The sequence below is a fragment of the Micropruina glycogenica genome, from assembly GCF_900289045.1.
Taxonomy (GTDB): domain Bacteria; phylum Actinomycetota; class Actinomycetes; order Propionibacteriales; family Propionibacteriaceae; genus Micropruina; species Micropruina glycogenica.
Genome location: NZ_LT985188.1, coordinates 3630964 through 3655068, shown reverse-complemented (window position 1 = coordinate 3655068; position 24105 = coordinate 3630964). Strand labels below are relative to the sequence as shown.

At 68.1% G+C, this 24105-nt stretch carries 20 protein-coding genes and 1 pseudogene; 10 read left to right on the top strand and 11 right to left on the bottom strand.

The window, feature by feature from the left end:
- Positions 1-16 precede the first annotated feature (16 nt).
- The 6 genes from MPLG2_RS17205 to MPLG2_RS17180 form a co-directional block, all read right to left on the bottom strand.
- Positions 17-376 (bottom strand): biotin/lipoyl-containing protein, encoded by a 360-nt coding sequence (locus MPLG2_RS17205; protein ID WP_105187206.1) that lies wholly within the window; start codon positions 374-376, stop codon positions 17-19.
- Between the two features lie 10 nt (positions 377-386).
- Positions 387-653, bottom strand: a complete 267-nt coding sequence (locus tag MPLG2_RS17200; protein WP_105187205.1) for a hypothetical protein — start codon at positions 651-653, stop codon at positions 387-389.
- Positions 654-666: 13 nt separating this feature from the next.
- Entirely contained in the window at positions 667-2223 is a 1557-nt protein-coding gene (locus tag MPLG2_RS17195; RefSeq protein WP_105187743.1) for an acyl-CoA carboxylase subunit beta, read from the bottom strand.
- 5 nt (positions 2224-2228) lie between these two features.
- Positions 2229-3725: a methylmalonyl-CoA carboxytransferase subunit 5S gene (locus MPLG2_RS17190; protein WP_105187204.1), complete on the bottom strand. Its 1497-nt coding sequence runs from the start codon at positions 3723-3725 to the stop codon at positions 2229-2231.
- A gap of 92 nt (positions 3726-3817) precedes the next feature.
- On the bottom strand, positions 3818-5182 hold the full coding sequence (locus tag MPLG2_RS17185) for an L-serine ammonia-lyase (RefSeq protein ID WP_105187203.1): 1365 nt from the start codon (positions 5180-5182) through the stop codon (positions 3818-3820).
- A gap of 286 nt (positions 5183-5468) precedes the next feature.
- On the bottom strand, positions 5469-6599 hold the full coding sequence (locus MPLG2_RS17180) for a GTPase family protein (protein WP_105187202.1): 1131 nt from the start codon (positions 6597-6599) through the stop codon (positions 5469-5471).
- Positions 6600-7082: 483 nt separating this feature from the next.
- Here MPLG2_RS17180 and MPLG2_RS17175 point away from each other — a divergent pair, with 483 nt between their 5' ends.
- Positions 7083-8615: an amino acid permease gene (locus MPLG2_RS17175; protein WP_105187201.1), complete on the top strand. Its 1533-nt coding sequence runs from the start codon at positions 7083-7085 to the stop codon at positions 8613-8615.
- Between the two features lie 54 nt (positions 8616-8669).
- Positions 8670-9503 carry a DMT family transporter gene (locus tag MPLG2_RS17170; protein ID WP_105187200.1) on the top strand — a complete coding sequence of 278 codons (834 nt, stop codon included), beginning with the start codon at positions 8670-8672 and terminating at the stop codon, positions 9501-9503.
- Positions 9504-9673: 170 nt separating this feature from the next.
- Here MPLG2_RS17170 and MPLG2_RS17165 read toward each other — a convergent pair whose 3' ends face one another.
- From MPLG2_RS17165 to MPLG2_RS17155, 3 genes are all read right to left on the bottom strand, one after another.
- Positions 9674-11122, bottom strand: coding sequence for an integrin alpha (locus MPLG2_RS17165; protein WP_158681307.1), 1449 nt, complete (start codon positions 11120-11122; stop codon positions 9674-9676).
- 203 nt (positions 11123-11325) lie between these two features.
- Entirely contained in the window at positions 11326-13065 is a 1740-nt protein-coding gene (locus MPLG2_RS17160) for a DEAD/DEAH box helicase (RefSeq protein WP_105187198.1), read from the bottom strand.
- A gap of 289 nt (positions 13066-13354) precedes the next feature.
- Complete coding sequence (locus MPLG2_RS17155) at positions 13355-13744, bottom strand: hypothetical protein (RefSeq protein WP_158681306.1); 390 nt, start codon at positions 13742-13744, stop codon at positions 13355-13357.
- A gap of 148 nt (positions 13745-13892) precedes the next feature.
- Here MPLG2_RS17155 and MPLG2_RS18700 point away from each other — a divergent pair, with 148 nt between their 5' ends.
- The 3 genes from MPLG2_RS18700 (at position 13893) to typA (ending at position 16766) form a co-directional block, all read left to right on the top strand.
- Positions 13893-14237, top strand: a complete 345-nt coding sequence (locus tag MPLG2_RS18700) for an AAA family ATPase (RefSeq protein WP_158681305.1) — start codon at positions 13893-13895, stop codon at positions 14235-14237.
- A gap of 125 nt (positions 14238-14362) precedes the next feature.
- Entirely contained in the window at positions 14363-14752 is a 390-nt protein-coding gene (locus tag MPLG2_RS17145; protein ID WP_105187195.1) for a hypothetical protein, read from the top strand.
- Between the two features lie 151 nt (positions 14753-14903).
- Positions 14904-16766, top strand: coding sequence for a translational GTPase TypA (typA, locus tag MPLG2_RS17140; RefSeq protein WP_105187194.1), 1863 nt, complete (start codon positions 14904-14906; stop codon positions 16764-16766).
- Positions 16767-16781: 15 nt separating this feature from the next.
- On the opposite strand, the gene MPLG2_RS17135 is transcribed toward typA, so the two are convergent.
- On the bottom strand, positions 16782-17288 hold the full coding sequence (locus MPLG2_RS17135) for an Lrp/AsnC family transcriptional regulator (RefSeq protein ID WP_158681304.1): 507 nt from the start codon (positions 17286-17288) through the stop codon (positions 16782-16784).
- A gap of 126 nt (positions 17289-17414) precedes the next feature.
- On the opposite strand from MPLG2_RS17135, the gene ald reads away from it, so the two are divergent.
- Positions 17415-18533, top strand: coding sequence for an alanine dehydrogenase (ald, locus tag MPLG2_RS17130; protein ID WP_105187742.1), 1119 nt, complete (start codon positions 17415-17417; stop codon positions 18531-18533).
- 143 nt (positions 18534-18676) lie between these two features.
- Positions 18677-20110, top strand: a complete 1434-nt coding sequence (cycA, locus tag MPLG2_RS17125) for a D-serine/D-alanine/glycine transporter (protein WP_105187192.1) — start codon at positions 18677-18679, stop codon at positions 20108-20110.
- A 139-nt stretch (positions 20111-20249) separates the two neighbouring features.
- On the opposite strand, the pseudogene MPLG2_RS19905 reads toward cycA, so the two are convergent.
- Positions 20250-20444 (bottom strand): annotated as a pseudogene (locus MPLG2_RS19905) (toll/interleukin-1 receptor domain-containing protein); the annotation flags it as partial.
- 136 nt (positions 20445-20580) lie between these two features.
- Here MPLG2_RS19905 and MPLG2_RS17115 point away from each other — a divergent pair.
- From MPLG2_RS17115 to MPLG2_RS17105, 3 genes are all read left to right on the top strand, one after another.
- Entirely contained in the window at positions 20581-21462 is an 882-nt protein-coding gene (locus tag MPLG2_RS17115; protein WP_158681303.1) for a hypothetical protein, read from the top strand.
- Between the two features lie 152 nt (positions 21463-21614).
- On the top strand, positions 21615-22604 hold the full coding sequence (locus MPLG2_RS17110; protein ID WP_105186128.1) for an IS5 family transposase: 990 nt from the start codon (positions 21615-21617) through the stop codon (positions 22602-22604).
- A 146-nt stretch (positions 22605-22750) separates the two neighbouring features.
- A complete protein-coding gene (locus tag MPLG2_RS17105) occupies positions 22751-23953 on the top strand; it encodes an arginine deiminase (RefSeq protein ID WP_105187189.1) in 1203 nt (400 codons plus the stop codon).
- Positions 23954-24105 lie beyond the last annotated feature (152 nt).

Below are 24105 nucleotides of genomic sequence, written 5' to 3'. Positions count from 1 at the left end.
GATGGACGACTGTCGCTCAGGCTAGCTCGATCAGCGCCTCACCACCGGCGACCGAATCGCGCTCTTTGACCAGGATCTTGCCGACAGTGCCCTTGTGCGGCGCGGTGATCTCGGTTTCCATCTTCATGGCCTCGAGCACCAGCAGCACCTGACCCTCGGCGATCTGGTCGCCCTCGGCGACCAGAATGCGCGCCACCGCACCCGACAGGGGCGCGACCACCGCGTTCGCGGACGTGGCCCGCACCGATGCTGTGGTGGGTGCCGGGGCGGCCGCACCGCCGCCGATCACCACGGCGCCGAGGGTCGGACGCTCCTGCTCTTCGACCTCGACTTCGATCTCGTAGGCGATGCCGTTGACAGTGACCTTCAGTTTCATGACTCGTTCCTCAGGCTTGGCGCAGATGCAGCGGATCGTGGGCGTGCTGCCGGCGGCGGGTACCGCTCTGCCAGATTGCGGATGTGTTGAAGGCGGCCTGGCGTCGCTTCGCCCGGTAGCCCAGGTAGGCGGCGACGGCGGCGGCGATGGCCACCATGGTTTCTTCGGGCACCTCCGCATTCAGCAGGCGCAGTTGCTTGATCTCGACCTCCATGGCGGTGACCTTGTCGGTCAACGCCCTGACCATGTCGAGCAGTTCGGCGTTCTGGTCGGTCATCGTGACGCTCCGATCACACCGGGCCGAGGCCGTGCTTCTTGGCCGGCCGCAACTGACGCTTCGCGACCAGCAGCTCCAGCGCCATGGCCACCTTGCGGCGGGTGTCGCCCGGGTCGATCACGTCGTCGACCAGGCCGCGCGAGGCGGCCACGAACGGCGTCGAGAACGTGTCGCGGTACTCCTCGACCAACTCGGCCCGACGGGCGTCCGGGTCGTCGGCCTCGGCGATCTCACGCCGGAAGACCACCGAAGCCGCACCCTCGGCACCCATCACGGCGATCTCGGCGGTCGGCCAGGCGAACACCTGGTCGGCGCCCAGGTCTTTGGCAGACATCGCGATGTAGGCGCCGCCGTAGGCCTTGCGCAGCACCACCGTGATCTTGGGCACCGTGGCCGCGGCGTAGGCGTACAGCATCTTGGCGCCGTGCCGGATGATGCCGCCGTGCTCCTGCGCCACGCCGGGCAAGAAGCCCGGCACGTCGACGAAGGTGACGATCGGAATGTTGAACGCGTTGCAGAACCGCACGAAGCGCGAGCCCTTGTCTGAGGCGTTGATGTCGAGCACGCCCGCCATCGCGTTGGGCTGGTTGGCCACGATGCCGATGCTGCGGCCGTTGATGCGGCCGAAGCCCACCACCAGGTTGGTCGCGTACCCGGCCTGCACCTCGAGGAAGTCGGCGTGGTCGATCACCTTGCCGATCACCTCGCGCACGTCGTAACCCTTGGTGCCCTCGGCCGGAACCACGTCGTGCAGGCTCGGGTCGTACTCGACGTAGGGGTCGGGATCGACGACCGGCGGATCCTCGGTGTTGTTCTGCGGCAGGAAGCTGAGCAGCTTCTTGGCGATCAGAATCGCCTGCTCGTCGTCGTCGGCCACGAAGTGGTTGACGCCCGAGACGGTCATGTGGGCATCGGCGCCGCCCAGTGCGTCCTGGCTGACCTTCTCACCGGTGACCTGCTCGATCACGCTCGGCCCGGTGATGAACATGTGGGCCTTGCGGGTCTGAATGATGAAGTCGGTCAGCGCCGGGCTGTAGGCCGCGCCACCGGCGCACGGGCCGGCGATGATCGAGATCTGCGGCACCGCGCCCGACAGCAGCACGTTGGCGTAGAACACCTGGCTGTAGCCCGACAGGGAGTCGATGCCCTCTTGCACGCGCGCGCCGCCGGAGTCGTTGATGAAGACGAACGGGGTGCCGCACTTGAGCGCGGACTCCATCATCTCGACGACCTTCTTGCTGTGCGTCTCGCCGGCCGACCCGCCGGCGACGGTGAAATCCTGGCTGGCGATGTGCACCGGACGACCCAGCACCGCGCCGGTGCCGGTGACCACACCGTCGGCGGGCATGTCGGCCTTGTCCATGCCGAAGGTCACGGTGCGGTTGCGCCGAAACAGCCCGATCTCTTGGAAGGTGTTGGGGTCGATCAGTGCGTCGATGCGCTCGCGGGCGCTCAGCTTGCCCTGTGAATGCTGCTTGTCGATGCGCTTCTCGCCGCCGCCGGCCCGGGTGGCGAGCCGCTTCTCGAGCAGTTCTTCGACCCGCTGGTCCATGTTCTTGGGTTTGGCCATGTCGTTCACGCCCTCTCGACGGTGACGCTGTGATCGCGCCCGCCCATGCTGACCTTGTACTTGATCGGCCCGGTGACCGCGTTGCCCGAATCGGACTTCGCCTCAGCCTCGGCCTTGAGTTGCGCCTCGGTCTTGCCCACGTTCTTGGGCCCCTCGGCGCGGGTGCTGAAGAACCCGGGCGCCACGCCGGGGAACATCGCGTAGGTGAGCACGTCGGTGTCGGTGCCGTCGAAGCCGTCGAGCTTGGCGGCGTCCGTGCTCAGGGTGTTCCACTCGGGCTGCAGCAGGTCGGCCGGCCGCACCGTGATGGGGTCCTTCTTGGCTTGGGCGCGGGCGATCTCGACCACCTCGGGGTTGCGCTCGCCGATGCATTCACCGTAGTAGCCGAGCATCAGGTCGGCGAACTCGCCGGTCATCACCTTGTACTTGCCCATCAGCACGTTGAACACCGCCTGGGTGCCCACGATCTGGCTGGACGGCGTGACCAGCGGCGGGTGCCCGGCGTCGGCCTTCACCCGGGGCACCTCTTCCATCACCTGCTTGATCTTGTCGCCGGCGCCCTGGGCCTTGAGCTGGCTCTCCATGTTGCTCAGCATGCCGCCGGGGATCTGGCTGCTGAAGATGTCGGTGTCGACCAAGGTGGCCGACTCGAACGCCGCATACTTGGGACGGATCTTGGCGAAGTGGTCGCGGATCTTGATCAGCCGATCCATGTCGAGATCGGTGGTGTACTCAGTACCTTCCAGCATGGCGACCAGTGACTCGGTGGGATTGTGCCCCGGGCCGAGCGACATCGAGCTGATCGCGGTGTCGACCACGTCGGCACCGGCCTCGATGGCCTTCATCAACGTGACCAGGGTGACGCCGGTGGTGGCGTGGCAGTGCACGTTGATCTGGGTGTCTTCGCCGTAGGTGCTCTTGATGCCGCGAATGATGTCGTAGGCGGGCTGCGGCTGCAGCAGCGCGGCCATGTCTTTGAGCGCCAGCGATTCTGCACCCATGTCGAGCAACTGGCCCGCGAGCTTCACGTAGCCCTCGACGGTGTGCAGGGGCGAGATCGTGTAGCAGATGGTGCCCTGGGCGTGCTTGCCGGTGGCGGTCACGGCCTTCATCGCGACCTCCATGTTGCGGGGGTCGTTCAGGGCGTCGAACACCCGAAAGACGTCCATGCCGTTCTCGGCCGAGGCGTCGACGAACCGGCGCACGACGTCGTCCTCGTAGTGCCGGTAGCCGAGCAGATTCTGGCCGCGCAGCAACATCTGCAGCTTGCTGTTGGGCAGCAGCTCGCGGAAGGTGCGCAGGCGAACCCACGGGTCTTCGTTCAGAAAGCGGATGCAGGAGTCGTAAGTGGCGCCACCCCAGCACTCCACGCTCCAGTAGCCGGCCGCGTCGATGTCGGCGCAGGCATCGACCATGTCTTCCAGCGCCATCCGGGTGGCCATCAGTGACTGGTGGGCGTCCCGGAGAGCGACCTCGGTTACCCCAATGGTTCGCTGACTCATGGAGCCAATCTTGTCACCTGGACTACTACCTCATGTCGTACTTCGGCAGATTCCTACAGATTGGTATGACCGATCTCGCGGACGGAGACGGGTCAGCATTCGATCACGTTGACGGCCAGCCCACCGCGCGAGGTTTCTTTGTACTTGGTGAGCATGTCGGCGCCCGTGTCGCGCATGGTCTTGATCACGGTGTCGAGCGGCACGATGTGCACGCCGTCGAAGTGCATGGCCGTTCGAGCGGCGGCCACGGCCTTCACCGCGGCGATCGCGTTGCGTTCGATGCACGGCACCTGCACCAGCCCGCCGACCGGGTCGCAGGTGAGGCCGAGGTTGTGCTCCATACCGATCTCGGCGGCGTTCTCGACCTGGCTCGGTTTGCCGCCCATCACCGCGGCCAGGCCGGCGGCAGCCATCGCGCACGCCGAGCCGACCTCGCCCTGACAACCCACCTCGGCCCCCGAGATGGACGCGTTGCGCTTGATGATCGCGCCGATGGCGGTGGCGGTGAGCAGAAAGGTGACCACACCGTCGTCCGTGGCGCCGGGCATGTGGTGGCGGTAGTAGTGGAGCACGGCGGGAATCACGCCGGCGGCGCCGTTGGTGGGGGCTGTGACCACGCGGCCGCCGGCCGCGTTCTCTTCGTTGACGGCCAAGGCGTAGGCGGTGATCCAGTCCATGGGCGTGAGCTGGTCGCCGGGGCCGTCCAACAGCTGCTGGTGCAGCACCGGAGCGCGACGCAGCACGTGCAGCCCGCCGGGCAGCACGCCGCCGGTGCCGAAGCCGTGGGCGACGCACTCTTCCATGACGCGCCACACCGCCAGCACACCGGTGCGTACGTCGGCCTCGCTGCGCCGGACGGTCTCGTTGGCCAGCACCACCTCGGCCATGCTCAGGCCGGTTTCGCGGCACCAGTCCAGCAGTTCGGCCGCGCTCGCGTACGGGTACGGCTCGGGCGCGGCCCGCGTTGCGGGCTCGGCGCCGACGTCGGCGGCGTCCACCACGAAGCCGCCGCCCACCGAGAACAGCACTCGCTCGGCAACGGTGTCACCGCTGGTGCCGAGGCAACGAAACCGCATGCCGTTGGGGTGTTCGGGCAGAGACCGCCGCCGATGCAGAATCAGGTCACGGGTGGGGTCGAAGGCAATCTCGTGCGCGCCGACCAGGGCGATTCGATGCTGGGTGAACACCCGGTCGACGGTGGGTTCGACGCTGGCGGGGTCGACGGTCTCGGGCGCCTCGCCCAGCAGGCCCAGCAGCACGGCCCGGTCTGAGTGGTGGCCCCGTCCGGTTGAGCCCAAAGAGCCGTAGAGGTCGACGCGCACCCGGTGGACGCCGTCGAGTCGCCCGTCGGCTTGCAGGTCGAGCATCACCTGGCGGGCGGCCCGCATCGGCCCGACCGTGTGCGACGACGACGGCCCGATGCCGATGCTGAACAGGTCGAAGAAGCTGAGGGCCACGATTCACTGTACGGCTGCGGTCGCCGTCCGCCCAGAGTTGCAAGTGTCGCAACGGTGCTGGGGTGTGCCGGGTCGTGAGTGTGACCAGACGCAACCACCAGGTCATCCCGACCGACGCCGGGATGACGGGGGGCTGCGTAGGGATGACGGTTCCATGGGTCGGCGAGCCTGCGTTACGCAGATCCCGGCGTGCGCCGGGATGACGGTTCCATGGGTCGGCGAGCCTGCGTCACGCGGATCCCGGCGTGCGCCGGGATGACGGGGTGCGCCGAGATGACGGTGGGTGTTACTGCTCGTCCTTCTTGCGGATCGTCGGCATGCGCTTGCGGAACTCCTCTTCGAACAGGTGCTTCACCGCGGCCGAGTCGATCACGCCCTCGACGGTGGTGGGCAGCTTGCCGGCGGCGGCCCGCTGGCAGACGGTGAGCCACGACTGACCCATCGCCAGCGTGAAGCCCGACGCGACGGACGCGTTGATCACGCCCCCGGCGATGCTGCCGGCACCTGGAATGAACTTGAGCAGGTTCGCGGCCGCGGTGCGTCCGAGCGAGGTGGCGATGCCGGTGGACGCCGCGGCCAGCAGCGCAGCCCGGTCGAACGGCACTTTGTACAGGTGCGCGATGCGGCCCATCATGGCCAACTGCATGGGCACCAGCAGCGCGGCCGACGAGAACGGAATCGGCACCGCGGCAGCACCGGCGGCGGCCGCTACCGTCGCGTTGATGTGTCGTTGGGCTGCGGCTTGTTTCGCCGCCAGATCGATCGTCTGGGCTGCGGTGAGGGCTCCTTGGACCGCTTCAGGAACAACGTGAAAGGTGGCCTGTAACACGTCCATCAAGCCGTAGGGCGGCTGACCGGTGAACTGGTCCCTCATCGCGTAGGTCATGAACGGACGGCCGCCGACGATGGGCAACTGCTTGGCCTCGATCAGCCGGGCCAACTCGACCGCGTCAGGGTGGTACTGGCCCTCGCGCATCGGCACCTGGGTGAACACCATCAGAACCGGTATGCCCAGGTCGTGCAGGGTGCGAATGAAGGTGCCTTCGACCTCTTCGAACCGGCGGTCCATTCCGCGCACGCAGTACCAGGCCACGTGAATCTGTTCGGCCACCGGCTTGGTACGCATCTGCTTGACGTACTTGGTGACCTCTTTGATCAGCTCGCCGTCGTCGCGTCCGATCTCGAGACCGCGGGTGTCGATCAGCCCCAGCGTGCCACGGGTGTCGAGGTACAGGTGGGTGTCGAGCGTGACCGGGTCGCCGATGCCGGTGGCGGCCACCGGCTCGCCGAAGATCGCGTTGATCAGGGTGGACTTGCCCACGCCGGTCTTGCCGAAGACGGCGAGGTTGAACCGTCCGAGCTGCGCGGCCTGCTTCTCGAACTCTGAACGGAATGCTTCGGTGAACCACTGAGTCACGCGGCCAAGGTTAGGTGTCAGCGGTGTTGGTCGACAGCGGCACGCCCCGGTCAACGCCCTGAACCACCCCTTGGTGGGTGCTTCGAGCGGTGGACTCAGGGCAAGTGTTCGGCCGTCCAGTTTGGCGCGAGATGGAAACGGTCCCCAACTCACGCCAGCGCACTCGGGTCAGGTGTTCGGGCGCTCGGTTGGCGTCAGATAGGAACCAACTCATGCCCAGGGCAACCGGGTGACACGTCCGGCGGGCCCCATCAAGATCACGTGCGGCCGCCGCATCCTGAGCCAGAAGTAGAACCGTCCCCTGAGCCAGAAGTAGAACCGTCCCCAATCTGGCTCACGGACGAATGCCGGGCGCGTACGGCTCAAAGCCCACGTGTTGGACGCTTCGGGTAGGGGCTGCGCGGTACCCGTACTAACTTGTGACGACTCACTGATGAGCCTGTGACTATTCACACAACTGAACATTTCCCCCCGGAGGCCTCCATGAGCATCATGCGAACCAAGTCGATCGAGCAATCGATCGCCGACACCGACGAACCGGAGTACCAACTCAAGAAGTCACTGACCGCTCTTGATCTGACCGTTTTCGGCGTCGGCGTCGTGATCGGCGCGGGTATCTTCACCCTGACCGGACGGGTCGCTCACCAGATGACCGGGCCGGCGATCGTGCTCAGCTTCATCGTCGCCGCCGTCTGCTGCGCCCTGGCGGCCATGTGCTACGCCGAGTTCGCCTCGACCGTTCCGGTGTCGGGTTCGGCCTACACCTTCAGCTACGCCTCGCTGGGCGAGCTGCTGGCCTGGATCATCGGCTGGGACCTGATCCTGGAGATGTTCCTCGGCGCCTCGGTGGTCGCCCAAGGCTGGAGCGCCTACCTCGGGGTGCTGATGGAGAAGCTCGGCATGCCGATTCCGGCCGCCATCGGCTACGGCGGCGTGATCGACCTGCCCGCCGTGCTGCTGATTGTCGCGTTGGGCGCGCTGATCACCATCGGCATCAAGGAATCGATGCGGGTCAATCTGGTGCTGGTCGGTGTGAAGCTCTTCATCGTGCTGTTCGTGATCGTGGCCGGCATCATGTTCATCAACCCGGCCAACTACACCCCCTTCATCCCCCCGGCCGCCGCGGCGGAGGCTTCGGCGACCGGTTTCTCTTGGACCCAACCGCTGCTGCAGTGGCTGACCGGAGCGGCCCCCACCGCCTTCGGCTGGAGCGGCGTGTTTGCCGGCGCGGCGCTGGTGTTCTTCGCCTACATCGGCTTCGACGTGGTGGCCACCACGGCCGAGGAGGCGCACAACCCGCAGAAGGACCTGCCGATCGGGATCATCGCCTCGCTGACCATTTGCACGATCCTGTATTGCGCGGTCGCGGTGGTGGTGACCGGCATGGTGAACTACGCCGACATCGACCCGAAGGCCGCGCTGGCGAGCGCCTTCGTTCATCACGGCCAGACCTGGATGGCGACGCTGATCTCGGCCGGGGCGGTGGCCGGCCTGACCACGGTGGTGCTCACCCTGATGATCGGCGCCACCCGCATCATCTTCGCCATGTCGCGCGACAACCTGCTGCCGATCGGGATCGCCAGCGTGCACCCCAAGTTCCGCACCCCGTGGAAGATCACCATCATCGTCACCGTGGTCTGCGCCGTCACCGCCGGGTTGACCCCGATCGGCGTGCTGGAAGAGATGGTGAACATCGGCACCCTGACCGCGTTCATCCTGGTGTCGATAGCAGTGGTGGTACTGCGCCGGCAGCGGCCAGACCTGCCGCGGGCCTTCAAGGTGCCGTGGTCGCCGGTGCTGCCGATCCTGTCCGCTGTGATCTGCTTCTACCTGACCCTCAACCTGTCCATCGAGACCTGGTTGCGGTTCCTGATCTGGCTGGCCATCGGCATCGTGGTCTACTTCGCCTACGGTTACCGCAATGCCCGCCTGTCCACCGGGAAGGCGTTGCCGCACGACATCGAGCAAGCGATGGCTGAGGGGCACGGTCCGCGGCCGTCCGACGACCATTCGTGAGGGTGATCGCCCGCCGGCAGCACCTGGCGGCGCCCAGCTGAAGGGCCGGCACCCGTGATCGGCCCGCTGCTCGCCCTCGGTTCGGCGCTCACCTGGGGTGTCGCCGACTTCTCCGGCGGCATGTTGAGCCGCCGGCTGCCGTCCGCGGCCGTGGTCGGGGTGTCTCAGGCATGTTCGCTGGTGGCGTTGCTGGTGCTGCTGCCCTTCATGCCGGCCCCCACCTCGTCGGGTTGGATCGGCTGGGCCATCGTCGCCGGACTGGCCGGCTCGGGGGCGCTGGTCTGCTTCTATCGGGCGCTCGCCTTCGGCACCGTCGGCGTGGTGTCGCCGATCAGCGCGCTGGCGGTGTCGATTCCGGTGATCGCCGGGTTTGCCGCGGGTGAACAGCCGCGAACCCTGCAGGTGGCCGGCATCGTTGCGGCGATCACGGGTGCCGTGCTGGCCAGCGGGCCCGAGTTGCGCGGCGAGCAGCACGTGAAACAGCAGGCGATCTGGTACGCGCTGGCTGCCGCGGTGGGCTTCGGTATCACCATGTTGGCCATCGCGCGCGGCTCGGCCAGCTCGCCGATGTTCACCATGGTGGGCATGCGCAGCGCCAGCGTGGCGGCGTTCGGCGTCGCCGCGATTGTGCTGCGCAGCGTCGGGGGCGTGCGACCGGGCGACCTGCCCAAGCTCGCGCTGCTGGGGCTGGGTGACGTTACGGCGAACGCCCTGCTCGGGTTCGCCACCACCATGGGGTTGTTGTCGATCACCGCAGTGTTGTCGGCGCTCTACCCGGTGGTGACGGTGGGCTTGGCGGCGGTGATTCTGCATGAACGCATGAAGCCGGTGCAGATCGCCGGCGTCGTGCTGGCGTTCGTCGGGGTTGGGCTGATCGCCGGCGGGTGAATGGGTCAGCCTCGCGCCGGTCGAGCTCGTCGAGACCGGGGTCGGTAGGGGTTTCGACACGCTCAACCAGCAGACCCCCACGGGTTTCAACACGGTCAACCACAATCGCTGGTCGATCTCGTCGAGACCTCGGTCCGCCGGGGTTTCGACACGCTCAACCAGACGGTCGCTCAGCCGCCGAACACCGATCCGTAGAGTTCCTGCTCCACGGCCGTGCTGGCCAGCACCACGCTGCGCGGACCCGAACCGAACGAGTAGCGCGAGAAGATGACGATGCCTGCGGTCACCTTGCCGTCGCGATCAGTGAACGGTGCCCCGATCAGCAGGCTCGTGGAGCCGTCCTCCTCCATGATGTAGTCGTCGCCGACCACGCCGAGGGTTCTGCCGATGATGGTCTGCCGCTGGAGGGTTCCGGGCAGGCCGTGGCCGGCATAGAGGCTGGTGGTGGGCAGCCGCGACCCACCGAAAGCGAGCCGGGTCACCGACCCCGCGTGCAGCACGCCGTTGATGGTTTCGCCCGGTGAGCCGATCCACAGGTTCCAACCGCTCTCGCCCGACTCCAGGTAGCCGATCGCAACGGCGGTACCGAACCCGTCGTGGGCCTCGGACTTGCCCGGCACGCCGGCGGAGTCCTGCGTGTACGACTTGAGTTGGCGAAAGCCGGCTGCGCCGTTCATGTCGGGCTGCTGGAACAGGTGCACCATGCCGGCGTCGACGAGCGAGCCGACATTCTCACCCGGCACCCCGACCAGCAGGTAGTAGCCGCCCGACAGCGCCGCTCCGAACCGGTCGTCGGTCTCGGCGGTGCCCGATACTCCGGAGCTGTTCTGGTTCCAGGCCTGACCGCTGATGCTGAGCGTGGGGCTCACCGACTTGATGAGCAAACGCACGATCGAACCGGCGTCGACGGCTGTACCGATGTCTTCGTCGGGAACACCGACGATGTTGCCGTTCAAGACCGAGCCGAACCGATCGCCCTGTTCCGACGCGCCCGGTATGCCCGGGGTGTCTTGGGTGATGGCGATCGGGGTACTGAGCGCACCCGTGGCGTCATCGGTTGTCACCAGGTAGATCGCGCCCGATTCGGCGGCAGGTTCGTCGTAGCTCGGTGCGCCGATGAGCAGCACGAACCGCCGATCGGCGGTATAGGTCGAGGTCAGGGCGGCCCCGAACGCGGCGGACGTCGCCGGCGAACGCAACACCGGCCACGTGGGTGTGGTGGCGAGTCCGCTGGGAGTGCCCCTGGCGACGTACACCCGTCCGGCACCCGTGTCGGCGTGCGGCGCGCCGACGATCAGTTCGCTGCAGCCGTCGCCGTCCAGGTCGCGAATCAGCACGGAACTGCCGAACCCCTCGCCGATCGCGCTGGGCGTGAAGCCGAGGGACGCGGCGGTGTACCGGGTGGGCGGCAGAGTGCGGTCGTAGTAGATGTCGACCGCGCCCTTGCCGTCAGCTGCCGTGGGTACGCCCACCGCAAGTTCGGGTTGTCCGTCGGCGTTGATGTCGCCGAAGGCGGGGTACTCGCAGTCGACGGCACGGGCAGGAGTGCTCGGCCCCATCAGCCAACCGGTCAACGCGGCGAGTGCTGTGAGCAGAGCCGGCAGGCTCCGGCGGTTCACGCGGGAGGCTCGTCGAGGTGTGCGACGCATGACACTCCGATCAGGTAGGTCTTAGGTTACCGACGCGCGAAGGGGGGCCGGCGTGGCAGGTGTGCGCCCACTTTCTTCGGCGGGTCTTGGAACGGCGTTGTTTGCGCGAGTCCTGTCGCAGTGCGCGCGAAGATCCTGACGTTCGTCACGATGACAGGTGAGGACGACGGCAGTCAGACCCACGTGCGAATCAGGGCGATGCGCTGCTCCACCTGTTCGCTGGTGGCCCGGGCCAGGGGCGTGCCGCCGCATTGGCGGCGCAGGTCGGCGTGCACGTGGCTGTGCGGTACGCCACGGCTACGCGCGTATTGGGCGACCAGCGAGTTGAGCTGCTTGCGCAGGCTTTCGAGCGCGCGGGCCAATGACTGCTCAGGCGGCACCTTCTCGCGCTTCTCGGCCCGGTCGTGCCGGCCCACTTGGCGGCGCTGGCGTTCGCGCAGCAGGTGGGTGATCTGGTCGGTTTCGAGCAGACCGGGCAGGCCCAGGTAGTCGGCCTCGTCGTCAGAGGTGGGCACGGCGTGCATGCCGAACTGCTGCGACTCGAACAGCACGTGGTCGAACGTGGCTTCGGACGTCAGCGCCTCGAACGTGCCCTCCAAGTCGTCGGACGCGTTCTCGGTGCGGTTCGCCTCGGCCAGCAGCGTCGCGCTCTCGTCCCACACCTCGGTGGCACCGGTCGGGCCCAGCACGTGGTCGCGCTGGCGTTCCAGTGCGGACGCGTGGGCCAGCACGATCGGCACCGTCGGCAGAAACACCGTCGCCACCTCGCCGCGCCGTCTGGCGCGCACGAAGCGTCCGACGGCCTGGGCGAAGAACAACGGAGTGGACGTCGCGGTGGCGTAGACGCCGACCGCCAGCCGAGGCACGTCCACACCTTCGGACACCATGCGTACCGCGACCATCCAGCGGCTGTCGCCTTGGGCGAAGGTCTCGATGCGTTTGCTTGAGCCGGGGTCGTCGCTCAGCACCAGGGTGGGTGGCTCGCCGGTCAGCGCAGTGAGCACCTTGGCGTAGGCGCGGGCATGGGTCTGGTTCGACGCGATCACCAGGGCTCCGGCGTCGGGCAGGTGGCGCCGCACCTCGGTGAGCCGACGATCGGCCGCGGCGAGCACCGCCGAAACCCACTCGCCCTTCGGGTCGAGCGCGGTGCGCCAGGCCTGTGCGGTGATGTCCTTGGTGGACGCCTCGCCCAGGTTGACCCCGATGGTGTCGCCCGACTTGGTGCGCCAGCGCATCGGGCCGCCGTAGTTCATGAACACCACCGGCCGCACCACGTGGTCGCGCAACGCGTCGGCGTAGCCGTAGGTGTAGTCGGCCCGGCTGATGCGGCCACCGCCGGGCAACTCGTCGTAGGTGACGAAGGGTATCGGGTTCGCATCGCTGCGAAACGGCGTACCGGTGAGCGCCAAGCGCCGTTTGGCAAGGCGAAACGCTTCACGCGCGGCGTCGCCCCAACTGAGCGCGTCGCCCGCATGGTGCACCTCGTCGAGAATCACCAGGGTGGGTTCGCGGGCCACCATCGCCTCGTAGCTGAGCATCGCGGCGGCCACTCCGGCATAGGTGACGGCCACCCCGTCGAACTGCTTCGACCTACCCTTGCGGGCGCTGAGACCGGGGTCGAGTTGAATGCCCGCCTTCGCGGCGGCGTCGGCCCACTGCACCTTGAGGTGCTCGGTGGGGGCCACCACGATCAGCTTCTTCACCGTGCGCTCGTGCAGCAGTTCGGCCGCCACCCGCAGCGCGAACGTGGTCTTGCCGGCGCCGGGTGTTGCGACGGCCAGAAAGTCGGTGGGCGCAGCGTCCAAGTAATTCTGCAGGGCTTCTTCTTGCCAGGCGCGCAGCTTGGCCGAAGTGCCCCACGGCGCACGCCCCGGGTACGACGGCGACAGCCGCTCGATCGCTGAGTGGCTCATCGACGCCCTGGCCGCACGAGGGTGGGCAGGCCGGAGCGGGCGGGGGAAGGACGCATAGGTCAGCGAGGTTAGCGACCGGGGGTCGGACGATGGCAAACCGACAGGCCGACGACGATGCCGATCGGTGGCCAGACCATCGGAACCGAGAGGTCGCACCTCATCGATCCCGACGGTCTGGATGCTTGATCGTGACTACCCTCGTCGGGCCGGTGCCCACTTGACGTAGGTCACCGACTGCCACCAGGTGCAGTCGGACGACCCCAGCAACCGGCTGTAGCAGCCTGCACCTTCAACGTGTAGGGGTGTTCTCCCACGCGTTGCTCAGTGCCCACCGGCTTCCGGCCCTGCCGCTGCCTCGCACGAGGCTCTGAGTCTCGGCCCGGCCGGGGCGCGACCACCGCAGTTGGTAGAAGTCGAAGTTGCGATTGCCCCAGTACTGAACGACGATGCGGCCGTCGTAGGCCGTGCAGACGTTCATGAACACACAGTCGCCGTCAAAGCTCGAGCCGCCGTGGCCGTTGGTCGTGGTGCCGATGCACTGCTGCGTTGCCTGAGCGGGCTGGGTGGGCGCGATGAGCGCGAGGATCGCCAGCATGCTCGTGGCGATGGCGAGCCGCAGGCTCTTGAGCGTCGTCCGCATGGTGATGCCCTTTCCGACGTGGTTGGCGGCGCGGGTCATGAGCGCAACGCTGGGTCCGGGTGGGAGCCAGCTACCGGAAGAAGTTCGACGGGGCACGTCGATTCACCTCGATCGCCAATGGTCGTCGATCGACGGTCGTTCGGCCGCACGGCCGGGCGATGGTTTCGAGTGCCGTACGCTCACGGGCATGGTCGAAAGGCTCCAGCGGAGTGGTCGGCGGCGTGACCGACCGATCGCCGTCGTGGTTGATCTCGCCCGGGTACACAGCACGTACGCGGGTGAGACGGAGAAGGCTCTCGCCGAACTGTTCGACGAGGCCGAGCGCAAGGGCTGGACGCTGGTGCTCGACGAGGCGGACGAACTGTTCGACCGGCGCACCGAGGTGAACCCTGCCCACGACCGCTACGCCGACCTCGACACGAATTGGCTGTTGGGCCGCCTGGACGGGCTGCAGGCCAGCCTCATGCGCGGTGGGGCTTCGGCCGAACCGCTGTTGAAGGGGTTCTCCGTGCGCCACTTTCCGCCGGATTGAGACGACCGTTTTCGTGCCACAACGTGATCCCGGCGTCCGCCGGGATGACGCATGGTTCGACGACGAGATCCCCGTGTGCGCAGGGATGACGACCACCGATCGGGGCTGTTCGGGCACACTGAGGCATGACCGCACGCGTCGAACTGCCCCACCCGCACCTGATCTGGCTGCGATCGGCAGCCACCCTGGTGATCAGCGCGGTGATCGGGCAGGCCGGGTTCGCCGCCGCCGCGATCGGGCGGCGCGACAAGAGCTACTTCTTCTTTCACGCCATCGGGGCGGGCCTGACCCTCACCTTGGCCATCGGCTGCGCGATCTGCTTCACGGTGCTGCGCCGCACCGCGGGCCGGGTGTTGCTCTGGCTCGCCTGGGCCACCGCTGCGGCGGTCGTGGTGCAGTTCACCCTGGGCAAACTCGAGATCGCCGACTGGCACATCTTTCTGGGCGTGCTGATCGCGATGCTCACCACGGCGCTCACCTCGTGGACGTATCGGCGACCGCCGCCAACCGGCTGACGTGACGAAAGGTGCGCTCCCGTGCACCCCCACCGGCCCGACACGCCGTGTCCGCTCGCACTGGCGCGCACCTTTCGTCAACCTTGCGTGGTCAGCCGTGGCTGCGGCAACCCCGTAGGATCGTCAGGTTGTCCGAACCGAGGAGCCCTGCATGTCCGTCCGCGCCGACCTGCGCAACGTAGCGATCATCGCCCACGTCGACCACGGCAAAACCACCCTGGTCGACGCCATGCTGTGGCAGTCGGGCGCCTTTCGCGCCAACCAGGACGTCGAGAAGCGGGTGATGGACTCGATGGACCTGGAGCGTGAGAAGGGCATCACGATCCTGGCCAAGAACACCGCGGTCGACCACGCGCTGGCCGACGGCACATCGGTCACCATCAACATCATCGACACCCCCGGCCACGCCGACTTCGGCGGCGAGGTGGAGCGCGGCCTCGAGATGGTCGACGGCGTCCTGCTGCTCGTGGACGCCTCCGAGGGCCCGCTGCCCCAGACCCGGTTCGTGTTGCGCAAGGCCCTGGCCAAGCACCTGCCGATCGTGGTGGTGATCAACAAGGTCGACCGCGCCGACGCCCGCATCAGCGAGGTGACCGACGAGATCTATGAGCTGTTCCTCGACCTGCTCGAAGACGACGAGGCGCACAAGCTCGACTTTCCGGTGGTCTACTGCGCCGCCAAGGCCGGACGCGCCTCGCTCACCCAGCCCGACGACGGCGGCATGCCCGATTCCGACAACCTCGAACCGTTGTTCGGCGTGATCATGAGCGCCATTCCGGCCCCCGAATACACCGACGGCGCGCCGCTGCAGGCGCACGTCACCAACCTCGACGCATCGCCCTATCTCGGCCGGTTGGCGCTGTGCCGGGTGATCAACGGCACCCTCAAGCGCGGTCAGAACGTGGCCTGGTGCAAGGCGGACGGCTCGGTACAGAACGTCAAGCTGTCGGAGCTGCTGATGACCCACGCCCTTGAGCGGCTGCCCGCCGAGCAGGCCGGCCCGGGCGACATCGTGGCCATCGCCGGCATCCCCGACATCATGATCGGCGAGACGCTGTCCGACCCGGACGACCCGTTGCCGCTGCCGCTGATCCACGTCGACGAGCCGTCCATCTCGATGACGATCGGCATCAACACCTCGCCGCTGGCCGGCAAGTCGGGCAGCAAGCTGACCGCCCGGCTGCTCAAGGCCAGGCTGGACGCCGAACTGATCGGCAACGTGTCGATCAGGGTGCTGCCCACGGAACGCCCCGACACCTGGGAGGTGCAGGGCCGTGGCGAGCTGCAGCTCGCGGTGCTGGTCGAGATGATGCGCCGCGAGGGTTTCGAGCTGACCGTCGGCAAGCCGCAGGTGCTGACCCGCGAAATCGACGGCAAGCTGCACGAGCCGTTCGAGCGGCTCACCGTCGACATTCCCGAGGACCACGTCGGCACCGTCACCCAGTTGCTGGGCACCCGGCGCTCGCGGATGGAGCAGATGATCAACCACGGCACCGGCTGGGTGCGGATGGAATTCGTGCTGCCCGCCCGCGGGCTGATCGGCTTCCGCACCGAGTTCCTCACCCAGACCCGCGGCACCGGCATCATGCACCACGTCTTCGAGTGCTACGAGCCGTGGGCGGGCGAGATCACCGCCCGCTCGACCGGCTCGCTGGTCGCCGACCGGACCGGCGCGGTCACCTCCTACGCCCTGTTCAACCTGCAGGAGCGCGGGGTGCTGTTCGTGGCGCCCAGCGACGAGGTGTACGAGGGCATGATCGTGGGCGAGAACCCGCGCAACGAGGACATGGACGTCAACCCGACCAAGGAGAAGAAGCTCACCAACGTGCGCTCCTCCACCGGTGAGGAGCTGGAGCGGCTGATCCCGCCGCGGGTGCATTCCCTGGAGCAGGCCCTGGAGTTCTGCCGCTCCGACGAATGCCTCGAGGTGACGCCGGCGCACGTCCGGCTGCGCAAGGTGACCCTGCCCGCCCACGAGCGGGCCAAGGAGCGCAACCGCGCCAAGAAGGGCTGACGGTCGAGCCGGCGGTCAGCCGAACGGCACCCAGTCGCCGCGGACGTCCTCGAGGATCACGCAGGTCTCGGTGCCGGCGATCTCGGGGTGCCGGCTCAGCTCGTTGACCACGAAGTCGCGCAACTCGCTGGGGTCGGACGCCGCCACCGTCACCGCCAGGTCGTACTGCCCGGTCAGGAACAGCACCCGCAGCACCCCCCGGACGCCGGCCAGCCGGTGCGCCTCGTCGCGCAGCCGCGGGCGGGCGCTGTCCTTGAGCTTGACCAGGATCAGCGACTGCACCGGCGCACCGAGCGCCACCAGGTTCACGTCGGCGTGGAAGCCACGGATCACCCCCGAATCGACCAGTGCCGACACCCGGGTGTGGGCGGTCGATTCGGCGATGTTCGCGCCGAGGGCGAGCCGGCTGTTCGACATGCGCCCGTTGGCGACCAGCATCCGCACCAGGCGCCGGTCGATGTCGTCCAACGCCCGAGGATTCTTCGGCCGCACCTGCTTTGCACGGGCGTTCTCCCCGGTCACTGTCGCAGGTTATCCGAAGCTTCTGCCGATCGTGGCCGCCGCTGATGAATTCGCCGCGGGCACGGTAAAGAATCCTCGGCAACAACCGGCTGTCCCCCAGTTTTCTACGCAGAGAGGCGCATGAACATGAAGATCGGCGTTCCCACCGAGATCAAGAGCCAAGAGAACCGCGTCGCCATCACCCCCGCCGGCGCGCACCACCTGACCCAGCGCGGCCACCAGGTGCTGGTGCAGGCCGGGGCCGGCATCGGTTCGGCCATCAGCGACGACGACTACCGCCACGCCGGCGCCACGCTGGTCGACGACGCGGCCGACGTCTGGGCGGGCGCCGACCTGCTGCTGAAGGTCAAGGAGCCGATCGCCGCCGAGTACGGCTACCTGCGGGCCGGCCAGGTGCTGTTCACCTACCTGCACCTGGCCGCCGACCAGCCCCAGACCGAGGCGTTGCTGCACTCCGGGACCACCGCGATCGCCTACGAGACCGTGCAGACCGACACCGGCGCGCTGCCGCTGCTGCGGCCGATGAGCGAGGTGGCCGGACGGCTCTCGGTGCTGGCCGGCACCCACGCCCTGATGAAGCACGCCGGCGGCGACGGCGTCCTGCTACCCGGCGTTCCCGGTGTCACCCCGGGCAAGGTCGTGGTGATCGGCGGCGGCGTCGCCGGCCTGAATGCGGCCCAGATCGCCCACGGACTGCGCGCCGACGTCACCATCATCGACATCAGCACCGACCGGTTGGTGCAGCTCGACTCGGAGTTCACCGGCCAGGTGAAGACCCAGATGTCGACGGCCTACGCCATCGAACGGGCCATCGGCGAGGCCGACCTGGTGATCGGTTCGGTGCTGGTTCCGGGCGCCCGCGCCCCCAAGCTGGTAACCAACGACATGGTGGCCAAGGCCAAGCCGGGCTCGGTCTTCGTCGACATCGCCGTCGACCAGGGCGGCTGCTTCGCGGACACCCACGCCACCACCCACGCCGAACCCACCTACCGGGTGCACGACGCAGTGTTCTACGCGGTGGCCAACATGCCCGGTGCGGTTCCGGTCACCTCCACCTACGCGCTGACCAACGCCACGCTGCCCTACGTCACCCGGATCGCGGACGCCGGCTGGCTCGACGCCCTGCGTGCCGACCGCACCCTGGCCAGGGGCCTGTCCACCATCGAGGGCACGCTCACCAGCCAGCCGGTCGCCGAGGCCTGGGGTCACTCGTTCACCCCGATCCAGCACGTGCTCGTCGCCTGAGGCCGCACCCTCCACCCGGACGCCGCCCAGGCGTCCGCTACCCCCAACGGTTCTCCGGCCCGCCGCCCCCGCGGCGGGGGCCGGGGACCCGAACCGGCGGGCGCACGTCCGCCTGCCCGAGGAATGAAGACGAAGGAGTTTTCATGACCCCCAAGACCCGCACCACCCACCCCACCAACGGCCGCCCCCCGACCGACCCAGCACCCGAGGGGCACGACCACCTCGACCGCGCCCTGGGCAACCGTCACCTACAGATGATCGCCATCGGCGGCGCCATCGGCACCGGCCTGTTCATGGGCTCGGGCAAGACCATCTCGCTGGCCGGCCCGTCGATCCTGCTCGTCTACGCCATCATCGGCGGCTTCCTGTTCTTCGTCATGCGTGCGATGGGCGAGCTGCTGCTGTCGAACCTGCAGTACAAGTCGTTCCGCGACATCGCCGAGGACGTGCTGGGCCCCTGGGCCGGCTTCTTCGCCGGCTGGACGTACTGGTTCTGCTGGATCGTGATCGGCGTCGCCGACCTGACCGCCGTCACCGCGTACGTGTCGTACTGGTTCCCCGACCTGCCCAAGTGGGTGGCGGCCACCAGCCTGGTGGTGCTGCTGCTGGTGCTGAACCTGGTCACGGTGAAGCTGTTCGGCGAGATCGAGTTCTGGTTCGCGCTGATCAAGATCGTCGCCATCGTCGCCCTGATCGGCGTCGCCGTCGTCATGGTCGCCACCGGCTTTATCTCGCCCGAGGGCCATCAGGCCTCCCTCGCAAACCTGTGGAACGACGGTGGCTTCTTCCCGACCGGCGCCGGCGGCTTCCTGGCCGGCTTCCAGATCGCGTTCTTCGCCTTCCTCGGCATCGAGCTCGTCGGCACCGCGGCCGCCGAGACCAAGGACCCCACCCACACCCTGCCGCGCGCTATCAACGCCATTCCGATCCGGGTCGGGCTGTTCTACATCTGCGCGCTCGCCGCGATCATGGCGGTGACTCCGTGGCAGTTGATCAACCCCGCCGTCAGCCCGTTCGTGTCGATGTTCGGCCTGGCCGGCTTCGGACTGGCGGCGTCGGCGATCAACTTCGTGGTGCTCACCTCGGCGGCCTCGTCGGCCAACTCGGGGATCTACTCCACCTCGCGGATGCTGTACGGGCTCGCGCTCGACCGCAAGGCGCCCAAGCCTTTCGGACGCCTGTCCCGCTTCAAGGTGCCGGCCAACGGCCTGGTGTTCTCCTGCTGCTGCCTGCTGCCCGGCCTGGTGCTGCTCTACACCACCGACTCGATCGTGTCCGCGTTCACCCTGGCCACGACGGTGGCGTCGGTGCTGTTCATCTTCGTCTGGGGCCTGATCGTCGCGTCCTACCTGGTGTACCGCCGCCGGCAGCCGCAGGCGCATGCCGCCTCGGTGTACAAGATGCCGGCCGGCGTTGTCATGTGCTGGGTGGTGTTCGGCTTCTTCGCGGTGATGATCGGCATTCTCGCCATGGAGCCCGACACCGGGATGGCCCTGGCGGTGACCCCGATCTGGTTCGCCGCCCTGGCCGTCGCCTACCGGGTGCATCTGCGGCGCGCCGCCGGCGCCGGTAGCTAGGCCCGGTTCCCGGTGGGGGGCCGCCGCTCATTCTGCGACGGCCTCCCAAGCCAGCTCCTCGCCGTCCGCGTCCAGACGCCACGGCCCGGGGTTGCGTTCCATCAGACTGCACGCCGTCGGCCGCCGCGCTCACCCAGGTCGGGCCGATCATCACCAGCACCGCCGCGCTCTGCTCGATCGCCGAGGCGATCTGGGAGGGGAAGTCGATGCCGGGCGGCAGCGAATCGCGGTCGAAGAAGACGTTGTCGCGGCCGAACTCGGCGCACAACTGCTGCCACAGGCGTCCGGTGATCGTCCGGGAATCCGAGCGACGGTAGGACAGGAAGATGCGCACGACGCGGCTCCTCGCGACTCGGGCGACGGGGTGACCGACCCTCGGGTGCTGGGAAGGGCGAGTCTAGCGAGGTCGGCCGCCTGGTGGGGGCGGGCCTACGCTTGGTGCACTGCGTGCGAGCGCGAAGGAGGGCGCCATGGCCGGGGCACAGCATCCGTCGGTGACGGGGATGGACGAGCGCACTCTGGGTCGCATCGACCTCATCCTCTTCGATGCCGACTACCGCGACGCGCACGCCGCCATCGAGGACTCGTGGCGGGTCGCGGTGATGGCGGCAGATGCCCGCATGCGCGCCGCGCACGAGCGTGCCCGCGCCGCCGCGGTCGGCGCGGCGAACGCCCGCCGCGACCCCACCGCCCCGCGGGTGCCCACCTCGACCGGGCTGCATCGGGTGGCGCTGGGCGTCGCCCTGGTCGCCGGGGTCGTGGCGGTGGCCCTGCTCACCACCCCGCGCACCAGCGGTCTCGCCGTGAAGGACGCGCTGCTGGCGGCCGGGCTGCTCGCCGTCGGGTCGGTGATGGTGTTGGGGTGGCTCGAGCCGCGGCGCGCCAACGGCTCGTTGTGGGGGTCGCGCATCCCGGCGGTGATCCACTTCGGGTTCGGGGGGCTGTGGTTGCTGTCCGCCGCCGCGGTGTTCGGCCTCCGCTGGGGCGAGGTCGGCACCCTGGACGTGCTGCCGGCCATCGCGGGCCTCACCCTGCTCGCGGGCGCCGGTGTGGCGGCCCTGATCCTGGGCGAGGTGGCCCACCGGGCCGATCGGTCCGGACGCCAGACCGGCATGGGCAGGGTCACCGGTGATCTGCTCGATCAACGGGACGCCGACGAGGTCTTCGACGCCCTCGACCGGTGGTGGGCCGACGCCGGCCCGGACGCCCTGCGCAACTCACCGAACCGGATCCGGGCGGTGCGCCGTGAAGTGTTGGGGCGGCTGCGGGCCGGAAGGCTGATCGGCGAGCGCGAGGAGCGCGTCGCGTCCTTCGATCCCGATCCGCTGGCCTGGACCGAGCGCCGGCCCTGATCGGTTGGCCGGCTTGTCCCGGTCCCGCCCGCCGCCCAGCATCGGGGCGGGGCATAGGTTCAGCCGCCCTACGACCCCTAGGGATGCGCTGATCTTTGTGGTGTGCGGTTCGGTGGCTGGCCTCGGCTGTTGGGACGCGAAATTGTTGGGGTATGGACAGCGAGCAGCCTTCTTTCGCCGATGTCGAGTACGGCAATCGTCGGCGGGTTTCCAAACGTGAGCAGTTCTTGGAGCAGATGGAGGCCACGATCCCGTGGCAGGTGTGGATCGATCTGATCGAGCCGTACTACTACCTGGACCGGCCAGGTAAGACGGGTCGGAAGGCGAAGCCGCTGGCGATGATGCTGCGCATGTATTTGCTTCAGGTCTGGTTCAACCTGTCCGATGAGGGGGTCGAGGACGCGATCTACGACTCGTTCGCGATGCGCCGGTTCCTGGGTGTGGACTTCACGGTGGAGCAGGTGCCCGACGCGACCACACTGCTGCACTTTCGTCACCTGTTGGAGAAGCATCAGCTTGGCCAGAGACTGCTGGCGGCGCAGAACGACCTGTTTGAGCGTGAGGGTTGGATCATGCGGGGCGGGACGATCGTGGACGCCACGATCATTGCGGCACCGTCATCGACCAAGAACGCCACCGGTGCCAGGGACCCCGAGATGCACCAGACCCGCAAGGGCAATCAGTGGTACTTCGGGATGAAGGCCCACATCGGTACCGATGCCGGCACCGGATATGTGCACTCGGTCACCGCCACCGCGGCGAACGTGTCCGATATCACCGAGGCTGTCCATCTGATGCGGCCCGATGACACTGCCGGGTGGGGCGATGCCGGTTACCTGGGTGTCGACAAACGCGAGGAGATCACCGGCGATCCCCACCTCGCCGGCGTCACCTGGCACATTGCAGCCCGCAAGAGCCAGTTGGCGAGGATGCATCCTCATGAGCGGGCGATCGAGTCCCGCAAGGCCGGGGTGCGGGCCAAGGTCGAGCACGCGTTCCTGATAGTCAAACGAGACTTCGGGTTCACCAAGACCCGCTACCGCGGCCTGGCGAAGAATCTCCATCGTCTCCACGTCGCGTTCGCGTTGGCGAACTGGCTGATGCGGGCACGTGCCGTCGCTCTCACCACGGCGGCGGCATAGCGTCAGCCTGCCCGAAACCGCCCCAACAGGCCCCCCGCAGCGAATCGATCAGCCGACAACGCCCACACCCAACCCCTCCAAGAGCACGATCACCGTCACTCACGCCACGAATGGCACGTTGATCAGCGGTTCCCTAGGGTGTCGCCATGACTGACCAGCCCACGCCCGGCGTCCGCTCCGAGGTCGGCCGGCTGCGCACCGTGATGCTGCACCGGCCGGGCAACGAACTGCGTCGGCTCACCCCGCGCAACAACGACTCGCTGCTGTTCGACGGCCTACCCTGGGTCGACCGGGCCCAGGCCGAACACGACGCGTTCGCCGACGTGCTGCGCGGCCGCGGCGTCGAGGTGCTGTACCTCAGCGAACTGCTGACGCAGACACTGGCCGACCCCGAGGCCCGCCAGTCGGCGATCGAGCACACGGTGACCGACCTGCGCCTGGGCGACACCCTGCGCCGCTACCTGGTCGACGCGCTCGGCGACCAGGGGCCCAGCGAACTGGCCGAGATCCTGATGGCGGGCCTGCGCACCGACGAGGTGTCCTCGACGGGCAGCCTGGTGGTGGCACTGCACGAACCGGACGACTTCCTGATCGACCCGCTGCCGAACCTGCTGTTCACCAGGGACTCCAGTGTGTGGGTCGGCGACCGGGCCACGATCACGTCGCTGGCCATGCCGGCCCGCAGGCGTGAGACCCAGCTCACCGAACTCATCTACGAGTTCCATCCGCGCTTCGCCGGCGTGCAGCGCATCCACGGCTGGGACGCCGAACTGCTCGAGGGCGGCGACGTGCTGGCGCTGGCCGAGGGCGTGCTGGCCGTCGGCGTGGGCGAGCGGACGCGTCCGGCCGGCGCCGAGCGGTTGGCCAGGACGGCGTTCGAGCTGGGCCTGGCGCACACCGTGCTGGCGGTGCCGATCGATCAGGACCGGGCCACCATGCACCTGGACACGATCTGCACCATGGTCGATGTCGACGCGATGGTGATGTACCTCAACGTCGCGCACCGGCTGTCGGCGATCACGATCAAGCCGGACGCCGACGGCGACCTGGTGATCGAGCCGATCGAGCACTTCCTGGACGCCGCCGCGCGGGCGATGGGCATCGAACGCCTGCGGCTGATCGACACCGGTCTCGATCCGGTCACCGCCGAACGCGAGCAGTGGGACGACGGCAACAACACCCTGGCCATCGAGCCACGGGTCGCGATCGCCTACGAACGCAACGTGGAGACCAATGAGCGGTTGGCGGACGCCGGCATCGAGGTGATCGCGATCGCCGGTTCCGAACTGGGCTCAGGCCGTGGCGGGCCGCGGTGCATGTCGTGCCCGATCAGCCGCGACCCACTGTGAGACCCGCCTAGGAGTCTGCTGAACAAGGCGCCATTTTGAGGGCGTGGTGGGCGTGTGAGGCGGGCGGGACGCCGCCAGGGTCGTCGAGCGGCGAGTTTGGGTCAGTGCCCTTGATCGCGACGACGGTGTCGTGCCGCCCGTCTGGGGTCCGT

Excerpts from the sequence above, each read along its gene's own strand:
- cycA (WP_105187192.1), top strand. The coding sequence starts at position 18,677 with ATGACCCCCAAGACCCGCACCACCCACCCCACCAACGGCCGCCCCCCG.
- MPLG2_RS17110 (WP_105186128.1), top strand. The coding sequence starts at position 21,615 with ATGGACAGCGAGCAGCCTTCTTTCGCCGATGTCGAGTACGGCAATCGT.
- MPLG2_RS17145 (WP_105187195.1), top strand. The coding sequence starts at position 14,363 with ATGACCGCACGCGTCGAACTGCCCCACCCGCACCTGATCTGGCTGCGA.
- MPLG2_RS17160 (WP_105187198.1), bottom strand. The coding sequence starts at position 13,065 with ATGAGCCACTCAGCGATCGAGCGGCTGTCGCCGTCGTACCCGGGGCGT.
- MPLG2_RS17200 (WP_105187205.1), bottom strand. The coding sequence starts at position 653 with ATGACCGACCAGAACGCCGAACTGCTCGACATGGTCAGGGCGTTGACC.
- MPLG2_RS17195 (WP_105187743.1), bottom strand. The coding sequence starts at position 2,223 with ATGGCCAAACCCAAGAACATGGACCAGCGGGTCGAAGAACTGCTCGAG.
- MPLG2_RS17205 (WP_105187206.1), bottom strand. The coding sequence starts at position 376 with ATGAAACTGAAGGTCACTGTCAACGGCATCGCCTACGAGATCGAAGTC.
- MPLG2_RS17105 (WP_105187189.1), top strand. The coding sequence starts at position 22,751 with ATGACTGACCAGCCCACGCCCGGCGTCCGCTCCGAGGTCGGCCGGCTG.
- MPLG2_RS18700 (WP_158681305.1), top strand. The coding sequence starts at position 13,893 with ATGGTCGAAAGGCTCCAGCGGAGTGGTCGGCGGCGTGACCGACCGATC.
- MPLG2_RS17175 (WP_105187201.1), top strand. The coding sequence starts at position 7,083 with ATGAGCATCATGCGAACCAAGTCGATCGAGCAATCGATCGCCGACACC.
- MPLG2_RS17115 (WP_158681303.1), top strand. The coding sequence starts at position 20,581 with ATGGCCGGGGCACAGCATCCGTCGGTGACGGGGATGGACGAGCGCACT.
- MPLG2_RS17190 (WP_105187204.1), bottom strand. The coding sequence starts at position 3,725 with ATGAGTCAGCGAACCATTGGGGTAACCGAGGTCGCTCTCCGGGACGCC.
- ald (WP_105187742.1), top strand. The coding sequence starts at position 17,415 with ATGAAGATCGGCGTTCCCACCGAGATCAAGAGCCAAGAGAACCGCGTC.
- MPLG2_RS17155 (WP_158681306.1), bottom strand. The coding sequence starts at position 13,744 with ATGACCCGCGCCGCCAACCACGTCGGAAAGGGCATCACCATGCGGACG.
- typA (WP_105187194.1), top strand. The coding sequence starts at position 14,904 with ATGTCCGTCCGCGCCGACCTGCGCAACGTAGCGATCATCGCCCACGTC.